Origin of the sequence: Erwinia typographi, from assembly GCF_000773975.1 — a bacterium.
Taxonomy (GTDB): Bacteria; Pseudomonadota; Gammaproteobacteria; order Enterobacterales; family Enterobacteriaceae; genus Erwinia; species Erwinia typographi.
In genome coordinates, this window is record NZ_JRUQ01000089.1 from 1 (window position 1) to 14,863 (window position 14,863).

General features: G+C 54.7%; 14 protein-coding genes. 8 read left to right on the plus strand and 6 right to left on the minus strand.

Translation table 11 applies throughout. The features are described from left to right. Nucleotides 1-149: 149 nt before the first annotated feature. The 8 genes from NG99_RS24665 (at nt 150) to NG99_RS24700 (ending at nt 7,311) form a co-directional block, all read left to right on the plus strand. On the plus strand, nt 150-1,421 hold the full coding sequence (locus tag NG99_RS24665) for a histidine-type phosphatase (protein ID WP_034898930.1): 1,272 nt from the start codon (nt 150-152) through the stop codon (nt 1,419-1,421). A gap of 12 nt (nt 1,422-1,433) precedes the next feature. Then, nucleotides 1,434-2,231: an inositol monophosphatase family protein gene (locus NG99_RS24670; RefSeq protein ID WP_034898932.1), complete on the plus strand. Its 798-nt coding sequence runs from the start codon at nt 1,434-1,436 to the stop codon at nt 2,229-2,231. Nucleotides 2,232-2,440: 209 nt separating this feature from the next. Next, nucleotides 2,441-4,033 (plus strand): ShlB/FhaC/HecB family hemolysin secretion/activation protein, encoded by a 1,593-nt coding sequence (locus NG99_RS24675; RefSeq protein WP_084110631.1) that lies wholly within the window; start codon nt 2,441-2,443, stop codon nt 4,031-4,033. Nucleotides 4,034-4,139: 106 nt separating this feature from the next. After that, entirely contained in the window at nt 4,140-5,018 is an 879-nt protein-coding gene (locus NG99_RS30250) for a VENN motif pre-toxin domain-containing protein (protein WP_269745695.1), read from the plus strand. After that, nucleotides 5,015-5,272: a hypothetical protein gene (locus tag NG99_RS24685; RefSeq protein WP_034898933.1), complete on the plus strand. Its 258-nt coding sequence runs from the start codon at nt 5,015-5,017 to the stop codon at nt 5,270-5,272. The genes NG99_RS30250 and NG99_RS24685 overlap by 4 nt, the downstream gene beginning before the upstream one ends. Nucleotides 5,273-5,559: 287 nt before the next feature. Then, nucleotides 5,560-6,123, plus strand: a complete 564-nt coding sequence (locus tag NG99_RS24690) for an Ail/Lom family outer membrane beta-barrel protein (RefSeq protein ID WP_034898935.1) — start codon at nt 5,560-5,562, stop codon at nt 6,121-6,123. 149 nt (nt 6,124-6,272) lie between these two features. Beyond that, nucleotides 6,273-6,503, plus strand: a complete 231-nt coding sequence (locus NG99_RS24695; RefSeq protein ID WP_034898937.1) for a hypothetical protein — start codon at nt 6,273-6,275, stop codon at nt 6,501-6,503. Between the two features lie 238 nt (nt 6,504-6,741). After that, a complete protein-coding gene (locus tag NG99_RS24700; RefSeq protein WP_034898938.1) occupies nt 6,742-7,311 on the plus strand; it encodes an Ail/Lom family outer membrane beta-barrel protein in 570 nt (189 codons plus the stop codon). A 112-nt stretch (nt 7,312-7,423) separates the two neighbouring features. Here NG99_RS24700 and proY read toward each other — a convergent pair whose 3' ends face one another. From proY to phoB, 6 genes are all read right to left on the minus strand, one after another. Next, nucleotides 7,424-8,782 (minus strand): proline-specific permease ProY, encoded by a 1,359-nt coding sequence (gene proY / locus NG99_RS24705; protein ID WP_034898941.1) that lies wholly within the window; start codon nt 8,780-8,782, stop codon nt 7,424-7,426. A 67-nt stretch (nt 8,783-8,849) separates the two neighbouring features. After that, nucleotides 8,850-10,172 (minus strand): branched-chain amino acid transport system II carrier protein, encoded by a 1,323-nt coding sequence (gene brnQ, locus NG99_RS24710; RefSeq protein ID WP_034898944.1) that lies wholly within the window; start codon nt 10,170-10,172, stop codon nt 8,850-8,852. Nucleotides 10,173-10,575: 403 nt separating this feature from the next. Next, nucleotides 10,576-11,679 carry a cobalamin-independent methionine synthase II family protein gene (locus NG99_RS24715; RefSeq protein WP_034898946.1) on the minus strand — a complete coding sequence of 368 codons (1,104 nt, stop codon included), beginning with the start codon at nt 11,677-11,679 and terminating at the stop codon, nt 10,576-10,578. Nucleotides 11,680-11,843: 164 nt separating this feature from the next. Further along, the gene (locus tag NG99_RS24720; protein ID WP_034898949.1) at nt 11,844-12,770 is read right to left on the minus strand and encodes a PstS family phosphate ABC transporter substrate-binding protein; all 927 of its coding nucleotides are present in this window, start codon (nt 12,768-12,770) and stop codon (nt 11,844-11,846) included. 18 nt (nt 12,771-12,788) lie between these two features. Continuing rightward, a complete protein-coding gene (gene phoR, locus NG99_RS24725; RefSeq protein ID WP_034898951.1) occupies nt 12,789-14,102 on the minus strand; it encodes a phosphate regulon sensor histidine kinase PhoR in 1,314 nt (437 codons plus the stop codon). Between the two features lie 23 nt (nt 14,103-14,125). Next, the gene (gene phoB, locus NG99_RS24730; protein WP_013200999.1) at nt 14,126-14,815 is read right to left on the minus strand and encodes a phosphate response regulator transcription factor PhoB; all 690 of its coding nucleotides are present in this window, start codon (nt 14,813-14,815) and stop codon (nt 14,126-14,128) included. Nucleotides 14,816-14,863: the final 48 nt, after the last annotated feature.

A 14,863-nucleotide genomic window follows, 5' to 3' on the forward strand; every position in this document is an offset into this window, starting at 1 on the left:
CGCTATTTAGGACGGGTCACCGATTCTGAAAAGGCTCGCTTCGGCGGGCCTTTTTTTATTTCTGCATTGCCAGCGTGATTGCCTTCCTGCCAGGATAGTCGGCACTGTGAGGCCAGACTCCCCGGACCTGACGGAGGCAATTGAATCACATGAACGTAAGATCCTCTCTTCTGCTCAGCCTGCTGGCCGCTTGTTGCCTCAGTCCGTTTGCCCAGGCACGCGGCGCGCAGTACACGCTGGAGAAAGTGGTGGAAGTCAGTCGCCATGGCGTCCGTCCTCCGACGCCAGGAGATCGTCAGCTGATTGAGGCCGGTAGCCAGCAGCCGTGGCCCCGCTGGCTGACCGAAGATGGCAATCTGACCAATCATGGCTACACGGCCGTATGGCTGAAAGGCCGCTATGAAAGCCAGCGCTATCGCCAGCTTGGCCTGCTGAAAGCAGGCTGCCCCTCTGTCGGTGACGTTTATCTCCGGGCCAGCCCGCTCCAGCGCACTCAGGCCACGGCGTCAGCCTGGTCTGCAGCGGCTTTTCCCGGCTGCGGCGTCCCCGTTCATGCGCAGGAAAAAAACGATCCGCTCTTCTCGCTCCCTCCCGGCAAAGCCAGCGAGGCAGAAAAAGCGCGCAGTGAGCAGGAAGCGCTGGCCGCGCTGGGTGGAAATCTGGCGCAGGCGCAGCAGCGCCTTCAGCCACAGATCTCGCTCCTGAGACAGGCGGTTTGCCTGCCCAACCTTCCCTGCCCCGCCTTCGATCGTCCGTGGAAACTTCACGTCTGGTCAAAAGGCGGCGTGGCTATCGATGGACTGGATACGCTGGCCGCGATGGCGGAGAGCATCAGGCTGGCCTGGAGTGAAAATCAGCCGCTGAGCCGCGTGGCTTTCGGCCATGCCAGCAGCGCTGCGCAGGTTGGCAGGCTGATGCCGTTGCTCACCGCAAAATACGATTACACTAACGATCTGCCTTCTGCCGCGCGCCGGGGGGGATCGAGATTACTGGATCAAATTGTCAAAGCGCTTCAGCCTGGGCAACCGCAAGGGGCTCCGCCTGACGTCCGCTGGCTGCTGTATGTCGCCAGCGATATCAATCTCTCTTACCTGCGCACGCTGCTCAACTTTAGCTGGCAGCAGGGCGACTACCCGCGCGGCAACTTTCCGCCCGGCGGCAGCCTGGTGTTTGAGCGCTGGCGTGATAATCACAGTCAGCAACGCTACCTTCGCGTCTATTTCCAGGCACAAAGCCTCGATCAGCTCCGCCAGTTGACGCCGCTCAGCGCGACGAACCCGCTGCTGACTACCGAATGGCGATTCAGCGGCTGCAAAAGCACCAGGGTGGGCACGCTATGTCCTTATGACATCTCACTGCAACGTATTGAGAAGAATATCGATCCTTCGCTGATCGTGGCGGTCAGCTATCCAAAATCCTGACGAGAGAAAACGATGAGCCTTACCTCCGAAGCACTTACCCAACGTTACCAGCTCGCCTGCGAGGTCGCACAGGCGGCCGCCGATTTTGCCCTGACTTTTTATCAGCAACGCCAGCAGCTGGTGGTTGAGCGCAAGGCGGGCAATATGCAGGATCTGGTCAGCCGGGCCGATCGGGAAGTAGAAGATCTGATCCGATCGCGCTTACAAACGGCCTTCCCCGATGATGGCTTTCTGGGCGAAGAAGGCGGCGGTTCACAGGCCAGCGCCCGCTGCCTGTGGGTAGTTGATCCGATCGACGGCACAAGCTGTTTTCTCAATGGTCTGCACACCTGGTGCGTAGCGATTGCGGCGGTCGTTGACGGTGAACCCTCCATCGGCGTGATTTGCGACCCCAATCACCGGGAACTGTTTCACGCCTGTAAAGGCAAAGGCGCCTGGCTCAACGACGTACCGATGCAGGTTCATCAGGGCGCCAGCCTGCAGGAAGGCATGACAGGCATCAGCAACTCCCCCCGCATCGCTCCCAGGCGCATTGCTGGCTTCGTGCAGGCCCTGCTGGATCAGGGAGGTATGTTTGTGCGCAGCGGCTCTGGTGCGTTAACCACCGCTTATGTCGCCGCGGGCCGCCTGATTGGTTTTTACGAGCCGCATATGAACGCCTGGGATGCGCTGGCGGGGCTGGTACTGGTCAGGGAAGCTGGCGGCGTCAGTAACGATTTTCTGGCCGGTGACGGCTTGAGCAGCGGCAATGCGCTGATGCTGGGCAATCCGGCGATTTACCAACAGATTAAAGCGCTTGCCGACCACTAACAAAGCAAACTCAAATACGGATGGCGGTGAAAAAAACAGGTATTTATGTTGATAGATTAAGAAGTGTCCCTTACCATTCGCTCTCTGGGGCATAAATACCCCACATTCAGGGATGTTTTTAGACATATTACAGGTATCTCAACACGGATTAAAACCGTAGCGCGCGAGCTAACTGGTTAAATAAATTACTTTTTGACAAGGATTAGTCAATGAAGTCATGCTACGCCCGCTCAGGGCGTCGGAAACGGAATGCCGTCTTTTGCACCCTGTTGCCTCTTCTCAGCCTACTGCCAGCGGCAAATGCCGCTGAGGTGAATGAGCCGTTAATTTTGCAGCAGCAGCGCCAGAAAGCGCTGGAACACCAGCTGAATCCCCCGGCGCCGGACGTGCATCTTTCCCCGCCCTCTTCCGGTTTTGGCCGTTTATCCTTCCCCGATGAAAAACCGTGCTTCCCTCTATCACAGGTGATGCTGAGCGGCAATGATGCCCTGCCCCACTGGCTGCCACTGCAACGGATGGCTGACCAGGCTATCGGGCACTGCCTGGGCGGTAAAGGGATCAATCTGCTGATGAGCGCCCTGCAAAACCAGCTGATCGATCGTGGCTATATCACCTCTCGCGTGCTGGCCCCGGCTCAGGATCTCAACAGCGGCCAGCTGAAACTTGTCGTCATACCCGGCAAAGTGCGTCATGTCGCTCTGACGCCGGACAGCGGGCGGCATCTTTCGCTGTACGGCGCTTTTCCCGTACATGCAGGCGCGCTGCTCGATCTGCGCGATATCGAACAGGGTCTGGAAAACCTGCAGCGTCTGCCGACCGTCCAGGCCAGCATGGAAATTGTGCCGGGAACTCAGCCGGGTGAAAGCGATGTGTTGCTGCGCTGGCAGCAAAGCAAAGGGTGGCGCATCGGCGCGTCGCTGGATGACTCCGGCACCCGCAGCACCGGACGCTATCAGGGCGGTCTGACGCTCTCGCTGGATAATCCGTTTTCGTTCAGCGACCTGTTCTACCTCTCCGCCAGCAGCAGCCTGGAAAAACATCACGATAAGGGCACCAGCAACCTGACCGGCCACTACTCGCTGCCGTTCGGCTGGTGGACCGCCGGGCTGACCGTCAACAGCTATGACTATCACCAACTGGTGGCCGGACTGAATCAGGACTACCGCTACAGCGGCAAGAGCGAGAATCTGGATTTTCAGCTCAGCCGCATTCTGCACCGTTCCGGCAGTCAGAAAACCACCTTCAGCTATGACGTGCTGGCGAAAGAATCAAAGAACTACGTCAACGATACGGAAGTGGAGGTGCAGCGACGCCGCACCTCGGCCTGGCGCGCAGGTTTACAGCATCGTCATTATATTGCGCAAGCCACGCTGGATGCCGGAATTAGCTACCAGCGCGGCACCCGCTGGTTTGGCTCGCTTTCCGCACCGGAGGAGAGCCAGGGCCAGGCGACGGCACTGTCAAAAATTGTGCAGCTTTCCGCCCGGCTGAACATCCCTTTTGCGCTGGGGATGCAGAAGCTCCATTACAACGTGCAGTATCAACGCCAGTTCAGCAACACCCGCCTGACCACTCAGGATCAGTTTGCCATCGGCAGCCGCTGGTCGGTGCGCGGTTTTGACGGTGAGCGTTCGCTGAATGCCGATCGCGGCTGGTTTGTGCGCAACGATGTTGCCTGGGCTACCCCGCTGACGCAGCAGGAGCTGTATGTGGGCGTCGACTATGGCGAAGTGGGCGGAACAGGAACGGAGAATCTGGTGGGTAATCACCTTGCTGGCGGTGCAAGATCTGGCGGGTGGTGATATCGCGAAGGCCATTGCGAGCGGTTCTGCCCCGTGTCTGGCGGAGATCATTCATAATATGACCACTGACCCGAAAACCGGCAAGGTGAACACCGAAACCAACCTGATGGCCCATGCCGTGCTGGGCGCGGTGGTGGCGCAGATAAACAGCAACAGCGCCCTGGCAGGCGCCGCAGGGGCGACCACCGGTGAGTTTATCGCCCAGCAGATGTATCCAGGCGTTGACCGGGACAAGCTGACCGAGAACCAGAAACAGACTATCAGCGCACTGGCCACACTGGCGGCAGGACTGGCAGGCGGCGTTGTGGGTGACAGTACGGCGGATGCGGTGGCGGGTGCACAGGCGGGTAAAAACTCTTCGGAAAACAATAACCTTGGAGGACTGGGCAGTTACGGCCAGGCAGCGGCATCGCTGGGTTCTTTAATGATCGAGGCTGGCGCAGCAGCGGAAGAGATTAACGCGGCGCTGAGTAAAAATGCGAAAGGCGATTTACCGGCAAACCAGAATCCGGTCACCGGACTGCTAACCGCCTGGGGGGCGGGTATGACAACGGTTATGGCTCCTGTCCTGCTACCAGCTACCGCAACGGCGGGAAGCGTTATTGGTGCTGGAGCAACAGGCGGTTCCGCAAACGTGTTTAACCAGTTGAACAATGGCGCCTCTTTCAGTGCCACCGATGCGCTCATTGCTACTGGTGTCAGTGCATTAACACAGGGTAAAGGATTTTGGTTTACTGAAGTAGCAAGTGTTACTGGTGCTTATACAGGCGCTAAGTTGCAGGGGAAAGATGTGCTCCCGGCTATGGTGGGTGCTGGTTTTGGTACAGCGGTAGGTGCTGCTGGCAGTAAACTGATTTCGGTCGGAAATAATTTATCGCCTATAATGCCAGATAAATCGGCTAATTTAGCAGGAGCTGTGATTGGCACAGGGGCTTCAGAAGTAGCTGGTTCTGAGGTTCAAAAACAGCTGGAGAGCAACAAATGAAAGACATCGTACTTGCTATCAAATTGATGATTTCATTTTTTTTGCTTACTACTTTAATACTATTTTTCATTAGGCTCAGTGTAGCCACCATCTTTTTGATTAAAAATGGTTATTTTTATTTTGAATGGATAATCAATATGGCTGATTCATTAAAAAGAGGGGCGGCCATTGGTTTGGTGTTAGGCATAGGCATTTGGCTTCTATCTAAAATGAGAGAGAACAAAGGTAAATCGCCCCCATCCGATCCGCAGTAACCAATGATCCCGGCACAACAAACCGGTGCCGATATTTGATAAGGAGAAGGAGCAGCAGCGAAAACAGGAAGTACTGCTTAACAGAACAATCAGGTAAGGCTGGAGGTATATTTGCAGAAACAGGATGTCTCCTTCTGCATTAAATCCTCCAGATACCTGTACAGATGCCGGCCCGATCACCGTAGTGAAAAGCAGACGTTACCTGCGGCGTATTACGGGTTCAGGTAGTAGTGAACGCCTGCGTTCGGACGCGGGAAATGGATTATCTAAAAAAGGAATTATAGCTAATGAAAGCAAAAATCATGATGGCGGCATTACTTTGCAGTGGCCTTTTTGCCAGCAACACCGCACTGGCTGACAGTCACACGGTATCAGTCGGTTATGCACAGAGTAAAATCAAGGATTTTAAAAATATCCGCGGCATAAATTTGCAGTATCGTTATGAATGGGATTCGCCTGTCAGTGTTATCGGCTCGTTCAGTTACATGAAAGGTGATCATGACTATTCATACCGAACTGGTTTTGATGGCGATATTAGCGGATTTGATGGCCACGAGAATGTGAAATACTACTCATTACTGGCCGGTCCCGCCTATCGCATTAATGATTATGTCAGCCTTTATGCTCTTGTCGGGGCGACTCAGATAAAAGTAGATGGTAAAACAACCTATTCGACTCAATATTCAGAAACGTTTAGTAGTAATGCAACATCATTCGCTTATGGGGCTGGTTTTGTGGTTAATCCGACAGAGAACTTATCCGTCAATATCGGCTATGAGGGCACCAATGCGACATTCGAGAGAAGCATTGCAATAAATGGTTTTAACCTGGGCTTTGGCTACCGCTTCTGATCCCAATTTAACTGAGAACAACCACCTGGGCGGCCTGAGCAGTTACGGTCAGGCCGTTTCAACGCTGGGTTCCCATGCCGGAGCGACGCCTGAAGAAATCAACGCCGCACTCGGTAAGAATGCGCAAGGTGGTTTACCGGGAGGGGCGAATGCTAGCGGAATGCGCACCAACGCCACAATCGGCGCCGCTGGAAGAATGGCGGGCGAACGGCTATCAAAAAGTCACTCAGATTTCGCAAACGTATATGGATGCCTGCCTGCTTGAACTGGATAACCAGCTCCCAAGATTGTTAGCACAGAAAAAAAATAGTTTATTTTTCCTTTTCACAGAAGCACAACCGTTCACTGTGCTTCTGTTCTATTTTCTGGCGCATATCTAAATCATTATCTTGCTCTATAAACAATTACTGGAATAGATAACTTGAATAGTTACTATAAAATAAAATTGCAAATTATGTGATCTCCGTTGCACTTTATTCTTCCATGCCACTGTTTAATCCGCTTCTGACTCGTTAGAATCCCCCTCACACTTTTAAACTAAAAGGAGAAAAATGTTATTTAGCAGTGAACTTAACTTTTTATTTACTATCAAGATCTATATTCATTAAGGATGATGTAATGAAATTAACAATAAGCGCCCTTTTACTGACCTCAGTGGTACTTTCTCCTTTAGCGTGTGCCAGTAACCATACGGTGACGCTTGGTTATGCGCAAAGCAAAATGCAGGACTTCAAAGATATCAAAGGCGCTAACCTGAAATATCGCTACGAGTGGGATTCACCGTTGAGCGTTATCGGTTCTTTAACCTATATGACGGGTAAAGAGGATTATCACGATAATGAAAATGTGGGAACCAACGCAACGCTTGATGTCAACTCTAAAGTAAAATATTACTCGCTCTCAGCAGGACCGGCATACAGAATAAACAATTATATCAGCGTCTATGGTCTGGTTGGCGTTAATTATACTAAAGCCGATGATAATGCAGTCTGGAAGTATAAAGGCGAGGCTTTCCAAAAAGATGATTACAGCGGAAACACCACCTCATTGATGTATGGCGCAGGCATCCAGATCAACCCAATCGAAAATATAGCGATTGATCTTGGGTATGAAGGAACGCGTGTGAAATTTGGTGACCAAAGCTATTCGGTTAATGGTTTCAACATCGGCGTTGGCTATCGCTTCTGATAGCAAAAAGGGCCGGATGACGTGAACCACCGCTGAAAGAGTGTGCAGTTCACGTCATCCGGCCCTATCCCGCCCAGGCGACTTTATCTAATCAGATCAAGAAGCAGAAAACTTACTTAGCGCCTGTTTTCTTACGCACAAACAGCCAGCTTACCAGCAGCACAACCAGCCAGCCTATCCCGACATACAGCGATATCCGGGTATCCGGGAAATAGCCGATCAGCCCGATGATAAAGAACAGGCACAGCACGCCGACGATTGCGGTAAAAATTCCGCCCGGCACGGCAAACTTCAGCGCTTGCGCCTGCTCTTTACTCAGCGTGCGGCGAAAGCCAATCTGAGCAAACAGGATCATAATCCACACCCAGACGGTGGCAAACGTCGCCAGCGAAGCAATCACCAGAAACACTTTCTCCGGCATCAGGTAATTGAGATAGACGGCAATCAGCATCGCGGCCATCATCACCAGCGTGGTCACCCACGGAATGCCGCGACGTGAAACCGTAGAGAACGCCGCCGGAGCATGTCCCTGCTCCGCCATACCGTGCAGCATTCGGCCAACGCCAAACACGTCGCTGTTAATCGCCGACAGCGACGCGGTGATCACCACAAAATTGAGGATCGCGGCGGCTGCCGCAATGCCCATATGCTGGAAGGTCAGCACGAAGGGGCTACCGTTGGTGCCCACCTGATTCCACGGGAATATAGACATAATGACGAACAGCGTGCCGACATAAAAGACAAGGATGCGCAAAGGAACGGTGTTAATCGCCTGCGGAATCGAGGTCTCAGGCTCTTTCGCTTCTCCGGCAGTGATGCCGATAATCTCAATGCCGCCATAGGCGAACATCACGATTTGGAGCGACAGCACCATGCCGATAACGCCATGAGCGAAGAACCCGCCGTTGGTCCAGAGGTTGTGGATACCGGTTGGCTGGCCGCCGTTACCGATGCCCCAGAAGATAATGCCGATGCCCGCCACAATCATAATAATGATGGTGGCGACCTTGAACAAAGAGAGCCAGAACTCAACCTCGCCAAACACCTTCACCGTGGCCATATTGATAGCGCCGATAATCAGCACTACGCTCAACACCCAGATCCAGTGCGGCACATCAGGAAACCACACGCCCATATAGATACCAAAGGCGGTGACGTCGGCGATAGCCACAATCAGGATTTCGAAACAGTAGGTCCAGCCGGTGATGTAACCCGCCAGCGGGCCGAGGTAGTCCTGCGCGTAGCGCGAGAAAGAGCTGGCCTGAGGATTGTTAACCGACATTTCGCCCAGCGCACGCATGATGATATACGCAATGGCGCCGCCGATAATGTAGGCGAGGATCACGCTCGGACCGGCCATTTTCATCGCGTCTGCGGAGCCATAAAACAGCCCGGTGCCGATTGCCGATCCCAGTGCCATAAAGCGAATGTGGCGGGTACTCAGTCCCTTTTTGAGGGTATTTTTTGTCATCTTTGTTTCAGTATTCACAATCTTAGCTTCTCCTGCCGGAAGCGGGCAGGAGAAGGTATCACATTAATTACTGCTGATGCGCGTTAACCTGCTGGCGACCCAGAGTCCGATCGTAAATGGCGACCAGCGCCAGCATTGCCAGCGACGGCGGCAGCCAGGCGAGGCCCTGCTCAGCCAGCGGCAGATGTGCGACAAAAGCAGGCAGCGAGTCCTTAAGATCGGTCGTTTTGATCGCATCCACAATACCGAACAGCAGGCTGATCAACATGGTTGGCGCGATAATACGGCTGCTTTTGTTCCACCAGCTCAGGGTAAAGCTCAGCAGGATCAGCACAATACAAGGCGGGTAAATAGCCGTCAGTACCGGAATAGAGATTTGAATCAGATGGCTGAGGCCAAGGTTAGACACCACCATCGAGAACAGGCCCAGGATAAATACCAGCTGGCGATAGGTCAGCGGCAGATACTGCTCGAAGAACTCCGCACAGGCACAGGTCAGGCCAACCGCCGTAACTATACAGGCAACAAAGATCAGCGCGGCAAGGAAGAAGCTGCCCATGCCACCGAAAGTCTGCTGCACGTAAGCATGGAGAATCGAAGCGCCGTTCGCGCTCTGATCGACAATCGCCGCGCTGCCTGAGCCCAGTTTGAACAGGGTCAGATAAACCAGCGTCAGACCAATACCGGCGATCAGACCAGCAATAATGGTGTAACGGGTCAGCAGCGAAGCTTCGCTGACGCCGCGCGAACGGGCCGCATTGACAATCACGATGCCGAATACCAGCGCGCCAAGGGTATCCATCGTCAGATAGCCGTTAACGAAACCGCTGGAGAAAGCCGCATTCTGATAGGCTTCGGTCGCCGGAGCCAGGCCACCGGCAGGCCAGAGCAGCGCCGCCACGCCGAGGATCGCCAACGCAACAATTTTCAGCGGTGCGAGGAAGTGCCCAACGGTATCCAGCAGTTTGCCGGGATAAAGGGAGATGCCAATCACCAGCGTGAAGTAGACCAGGCTGTAAATCAGCAGCGGCTGCGTGCCGTTACCCATCAGCGGCGCAAGCCCCACTTCAAAGGAGACGGTCGCGGTGCGCGGCGTGGCGAACAGCGGGCCAACGGCCAGATAACAGACGGTAGCCAGCACCAGACCGGCGGCTTTGCCGATTGGGCTGCTCAGCGCATCAATGCCGCCGCCCACGCGTGCGAGAGCAATCACGGTGATCACCGGTAAGCCTACAGCGGTGATCAAAAAGCCCAGCGCGGCCACCCACACATGCTCGCCTGACTGAATGCCAACCATTGGCGGGAAAATAATGTTACCAGCTCCTACAAACAGGGCAAACGTCATGAAGCCCAGTGCAAGGATGTCCTTGGAAGTTAATCGATTTGTCATAAGCAGAAAATGAGCCCGTGCGGTGTTAAGTAAAGTCGTGATGTCAGCTTCATCGCCCTGCCTGCACTAAAAACGCCAGTTTTTCAAACCGATACAGGGAAATTATCTGTCCTGAGCGGGGTCTGGTAGCGGATTCGCGCTGATTTTTATCTTATTACAGGGGGATAATGTAAAACGGGGCTAAGTAAACCGTTTATAGCGGAGAAAGGCAAGGCAGGATCGAAAAAGCAGAACGATATGCCACATAAATCAACTAAACCAGCTTATCGCTTCAGTTTATCGCCAGGATACCCTAGATGATTTGTATTTTATTTGAGCAGCACGGGAGTAATTACTGCAAAAGCTGGGCTTCCCGTGCACAAAAGGCGCGAATTCTCACGCCTTTTACACAATATGATTTTTTTTACCAAACGTCTTTCGCGATATCGACCACCAGACGCAGTTTCGCCCACTGCTGCTCTTCGGTCAGGCTGTTGCCCTCTTCCGTAGAGGCAAATCCACACTGCGGGCTGAGGCATATTTGATCAAGGCTGACGAAACGGGACGCTTCCGCGATACGCTTTTTCACCGTTTCCGCCTTTTCCAGCTCGCCGTTTTTAGTGGTGATCAGGCCCAGCACCACCTGCTGTTTGCCCGGCTTGATAAAACGCAGAGGTTCGAAGCCGCCGGAACGCTCGTTATCATACTCCAGGAAGAAAGCATCGATGTTAACCGTACCGAACAGAATTTCAGCCACCGGCTCATAGCCCCCTTCAGAAATCCAGGTAGAGCGGAAGTTGCCACGACATACGTGCAGACCAATCGTCAGATCGTCCGGCTTGCCTTCAATAGCCTTATTCAGCACCTGCGCATAAATGTGCGCCAGCTCGTCAGGATTGTCACCGCGCTCGCGGATCTGGCTTTTCTGATCTTCCGAACAAAGATAGGCCCATACGGTGTCATCCAACTGCAGGTAGCGGCAGCCAGCGTCGTAGAAGGCTTTGATCGCATCGCGGTACACTTGCGCCAAATCGTCAAAATAGTCGTTGATGTCCGGGTAGACGTTAGCATCGATGGTTTTACGACCGCCGCGAAAGTGCATGACGCTTGGGCTTGGGATGGTCATTTTCGCCACGGCGTCGCCGCTGATGCTTTGCAGAAAACGGAAATGTTCCAGCATAGGATGGTTGCCGAAGCCCAGCTTACCGATCACGCGAATGCCGTGCGCTTTGGTCTGCACGCCGTTGAACTGGATACCCTGCTCAGATTCATAGCGCTCCACGCCTTCCAGACCGTCGAAGAAGTCAAAGTGCCACCAGGCGCGGCGGAATTCGCCGTCGGTCACCACTTTCAGGCCGCAGGCGCGCTGGTGAGCAACCACTTCGCGAATGGCTTGATCTTCAATACCACGCAGGGTTGAGGCATCAATCTCCCCTTTCTGCAACTGCTCGCGCGCCTGTTTGATGGCCGCAGGGCGAAGGAAGCTGCCGACCACTTCGGCACGGAGCTGGGCTGAATCTCTTTGCATGTTGTATCACTCCTGGTATGCGCACCGGGCGCATAATTTAGCGGTGAAATTATCACTTGTCGTTATTTTAGACTTCTGGATGTCTATATGTCTGAACGAAGAGTGTCATGAGAAAGATTCAGGCGCAAACGAGGAAAATTCATCAGGCTTGAAAAATATTCACGTTAGCGATCTTCAACCAGCAACCGGGCCTGCCTGAGCTGATCTTCCGACAGCGGCAGATAGCCCGCTCTGGTGACGGATGCCTGCCCCCCGGCGGATAGAACATGATGAAGAAAAGCGGCGGTCAGCGGTTCCAGCGGCTTACCCGGCGGCTTATTGACGTACAGATACAGTTTTCGGGCAAAGGGATAGCTGCCGTTGCGAATATTCGTGGCGTCAGGAGAGATCCAATGCTGACCATCGCGGGACACCGGCAGCGTTTTCACCCCGCTGAGGTGAGTGCCCATGCTGGCATAGCCAATGGCGTTCAGCGTTGCCGCCACGGCCTGTACCACGGCGGCCGAGCCGGGATATTCCCCGACATCATGACGAAAATCGCCGTTACACAACGCCTGCTGCTTGAAAAAGCCCCAGCTACCGGAAGCGGAGTTGCGACCAAAGCGCTGTAGCGGACGTTGCGCCCAGCCAGGCTGCGTTAGCCCCAGCTCGCCCCAACGGTCAACGGACGAGAAAGACCCGCAGCGGCGGGTAACGGAAAAAATAGCGTCGAGCTGTTTCGCGTCAAGCCCCGGCAACGGGTTATCCTGATGAACCACCACCACCAGCGCATCCATTGCGACGGGGACCGCGAGCGGAGGATAACCGTAATGCGCCTCAAACAGCTGACGTTCAACCGCCTGCATCGGGCGACTCATCGCACCAATTTGCGCGGCACCTGCCGCCAGAGACGTCGGCGCGGTGGAGGAACCGGCCGCCTGCACCTGCACGTTGACGCCGGGATACTGACGGTTAAAGCTCTCGCCCCACAGCGCCATCAGATTGCCCAGCGTGTCCGATCCCACGCTGGTCAGGTTACCGGCCAGGATGCCCTCTCTGGCCTGAGCCATCAGGCTGAAGCAGGCCAGCAGGATCAGAAACAGCTTATTCATCAGAAGTATCCGGTGCGATCATCGAACCGTATTCTGTGCCAACTCGCCGTTGACAATCAACCCTGGCGCCAGCAGGAAGCTGAAACAGGTCTCTTTACCGGGCAGGCTGGTAATGTCCAGGCGGCTGTTATGGTGGCTCAGCGCATGTTTAACAATCGCCAGCCCCAGACCGCTTCCTCCGGTTTGCCGGGAGCGGGCTTTATCCACGCGATAGAAGCGCTCGGTCAGCCGGGGAATATGCTCAGCAGGAATTCCCGGGCCGTTATCCGTCACCTTAAACAGCGCGCCCTGTGGGGTTCTCTGCCAGCTGATATCGATTCGCGTGCCCGGCGGCGTATGGTTAACCGAGTTATAGACCAGGTTAGAGATCGCGCTGCGCAGCTGCTCATCGTTACCAAAGACCCGCAGACCCGCATCGGTAGAAAAGTGGATCTCGTGCCTGCCCTGGCTCAGCGTTTCGGCTTCCCCCTGTAACAGCTTGAGCATCATCGGCACGTCGACTTTTTCGTGCAGATCGAGCGTCGGCGCAGCCTCAATACGGGAAAGCGTCAGCAACTGCCTGACGAGGCCATCCATCCGGCGGGTCTGCTCCTGCATGGTATGCAGCGCCTTATCACGCCGCGCGCCCTTCATTTCAGACTCTTCCATCATCTCCAGATAGCCCTGCAACACCGTTAGCGGCGTGCGAAGCTCGTGGCTGACGTTGGCAAAGAAATTCCGCCGGGCGCCCTCCAACTGATGCATCTGGGTGACGTCGCGCGCCACCAGCAGCCACTGGCCTTCCGAGTAGGACATAACGCGGAATTCAAGATGACGATGGCCGTTCAGCACCAGGGTCAGCGGACGGGTGAAGTCGCGCTGGCGCAGATAGCGGGTAAATTCCGGATAGCGCAGCAGGTTGAGAATGTTCTGCCCATTATCTTCCGGCCAGCGCAGCCCCAGCAGCCGTTGAGCAAGGCCGTTGCACCAGAAAATCGTCCCCTCTTCGGTGGTCAACACCACGGCATCGGGCAGCGACTCGGCCCCGCTGCGAAAGCGCTTAATCAGATGCCCCAGCTCGCGTCGCCGACGACGATTCCTCGCCTGCATCTGATAAAGACCGTAAAAGAGCGGTTCCCAACTGCCGCGACCGGCTGGCGGCGTCATGCTGCGGTCAATCCACAGCCAGTGGGATAAACGGAGTAAATTAACGAAATGCCAGCCGAGTACGGCCAACACGGACACCAGCAGTAGCCAGGGCAGGTAGCCCACCAGCAGGCCCAGAATCAGGGCAGGCAGGCAGCCGATCGCCAGTTCAAACAGCAATCTCTTCCAGGAGAGGCGTTCCAACACGGTAAAGACTCCAGTGCGAACGATCAGTAACGTGCAGAGAAACGATAACCTGTTCCGCGAACCGTCTGCACCATGCGATCGTGCCCGGTCAGTTCCAGCGCTTTACGCAAGCGGCGAATATGAACATCAACGGTACGATCTTCGACGTACACGTTAGTGCCCCACACATGATTAAGCAACTGTTCACGGCTGTAAACCCGTTCAGGGTGAGTCATAAAGAAGTGCAGCAGCTTATATTCCGTGGGCCCCATCTCCAGCGGCTGAGTATCCGACATTACCCGGTGCGATGAGGGGTCCAGACTCAGTCCCTGCATCTCGATAACCTCTTCCACCGCCATTGGCGAAATGCGGCGCATCACGGCTTTAATCCGCGCCACCAGCTCTTTAGGCGAGAAAGGCTTGGTAATATAATCATCGGCGCCCACTTCCAGACCGCGCACGCGATCTTCTTCTTCGCCGCGCGCCGTCAGCATCATCACCGGAATATCGCGGGTCATCGCTTCGCGCTTTAAGTGTTTGATAAACTGAATGCCGGAGCCGCCGGGCAGCATCCAGTCAAGCAGGATTAAATCAGGCCAGGGTTCGATGAGTAAATTGACCGCACTGTCATAATCTTCCGCTTCTATCGGTTGATAGTCATTTTGCTCCAGAACGAAACACAGCATCTCACGGATTGGGGCTTCATCTTCGACGACCAGAATACGCTTAGCCATTATTGCTCCTGCTACTGTGACGGAATGTCACTGGATTTGCGGCGTCAT

Excerpts from the sequence above, each read along its gene's own strand:
- NG99_RS24665 (WP_034898930.1), top strand. The coding sequence starts at position 150 with ATGAACGTAAGATCCTCTCTTCTGCTCAGCCTGCTGGCCGCTTGTTGC.
- NG99_RS24670 (WP_034898932.1), top strand. The coding sequence starts at position 1,434 with ATGAGCCTTACCTCCGAAGCACTTACCCAACGTTACCAGCTCGCCTGC.
- NG99_RS24675 (WP_084110631.1), top strand. The coding sequence starts at position 2,441 with ATGAAGTCATGCTACGCCCGCTCAGGGCGTCGGAAACGGAATGCCGTC.
- NG99_RS30250 (WP_269745695.1), top strand. The coding sequence starts at position 4,140 with ATGGCCCATGCCGTGCTGGGCGCGGTGGTGGCGCAGATAAACAGCAAC.
- NG99_RS24685 (WP_034898933.1), top strand. The coding sequence starts at position 5,015 with ATGAAAGACATCGTACTTGCTATCAAATTGATGATTTCATTTTTTTTG.
- NG99_RS24690 (WP_034898935.1), top strand. The coding sequence starts at position 5,560 with ATGAAAGCAAAAATCATGATGGCGGCATTACTTTGCAGTGGCCTTTTT.
- NG99_RS24695 (WP_034898937.1), top strand. The coding sequence starts at position 6,273 with ATGCTAGCGGAATGCGCACCAACGCCACAATCGGCGCCGCTGGAAGAA.
- NG99_RS24700 (WP_034898938.1), top strand. The coding sequence starts at position 6,742 with ATGAAATTAACAATAAGCGCCCTTTTACTGACCTCAGTGGTACTTTCT.
- proY (WP_034898941.1), bottom strand. The coding sequence starts at position 8,782 with ATGACAAAAAATACCCTCAAAAAGGGACTGAGTACCCGCCACATTCGC.
- brnQ (WP_034898944.1), bottom strand. The coding sequence starts at position 10,172 with ATGACAAATCGATTAACTTCCAAGGACATCCTTGCACTGGGCTTCATG.
- NG99_RS24715 (WP_034898946.1), bottom strand. The coding sequence starts at position 11,679 with ATGCAAAGAGATTCAGCCCAGCTCCGTGCCGAAGTGGTCGGCAGCTTC.
- NG99_RS24720 (WP_034898949.1), bottom strand. The coding sequence starts at position 12,770 with ATGAATAAGCTGTTTCTGATCCTGCTGGCCTGCTTCAGCCTGATGGCT.
- phoB (WP_013200999.1), bottom strand. The coding sequence starts at position 14,815 with ATGGCTAAGCGTATTCTGGTCGTCGAAGATGAAGCCCCAATCCGTGAG.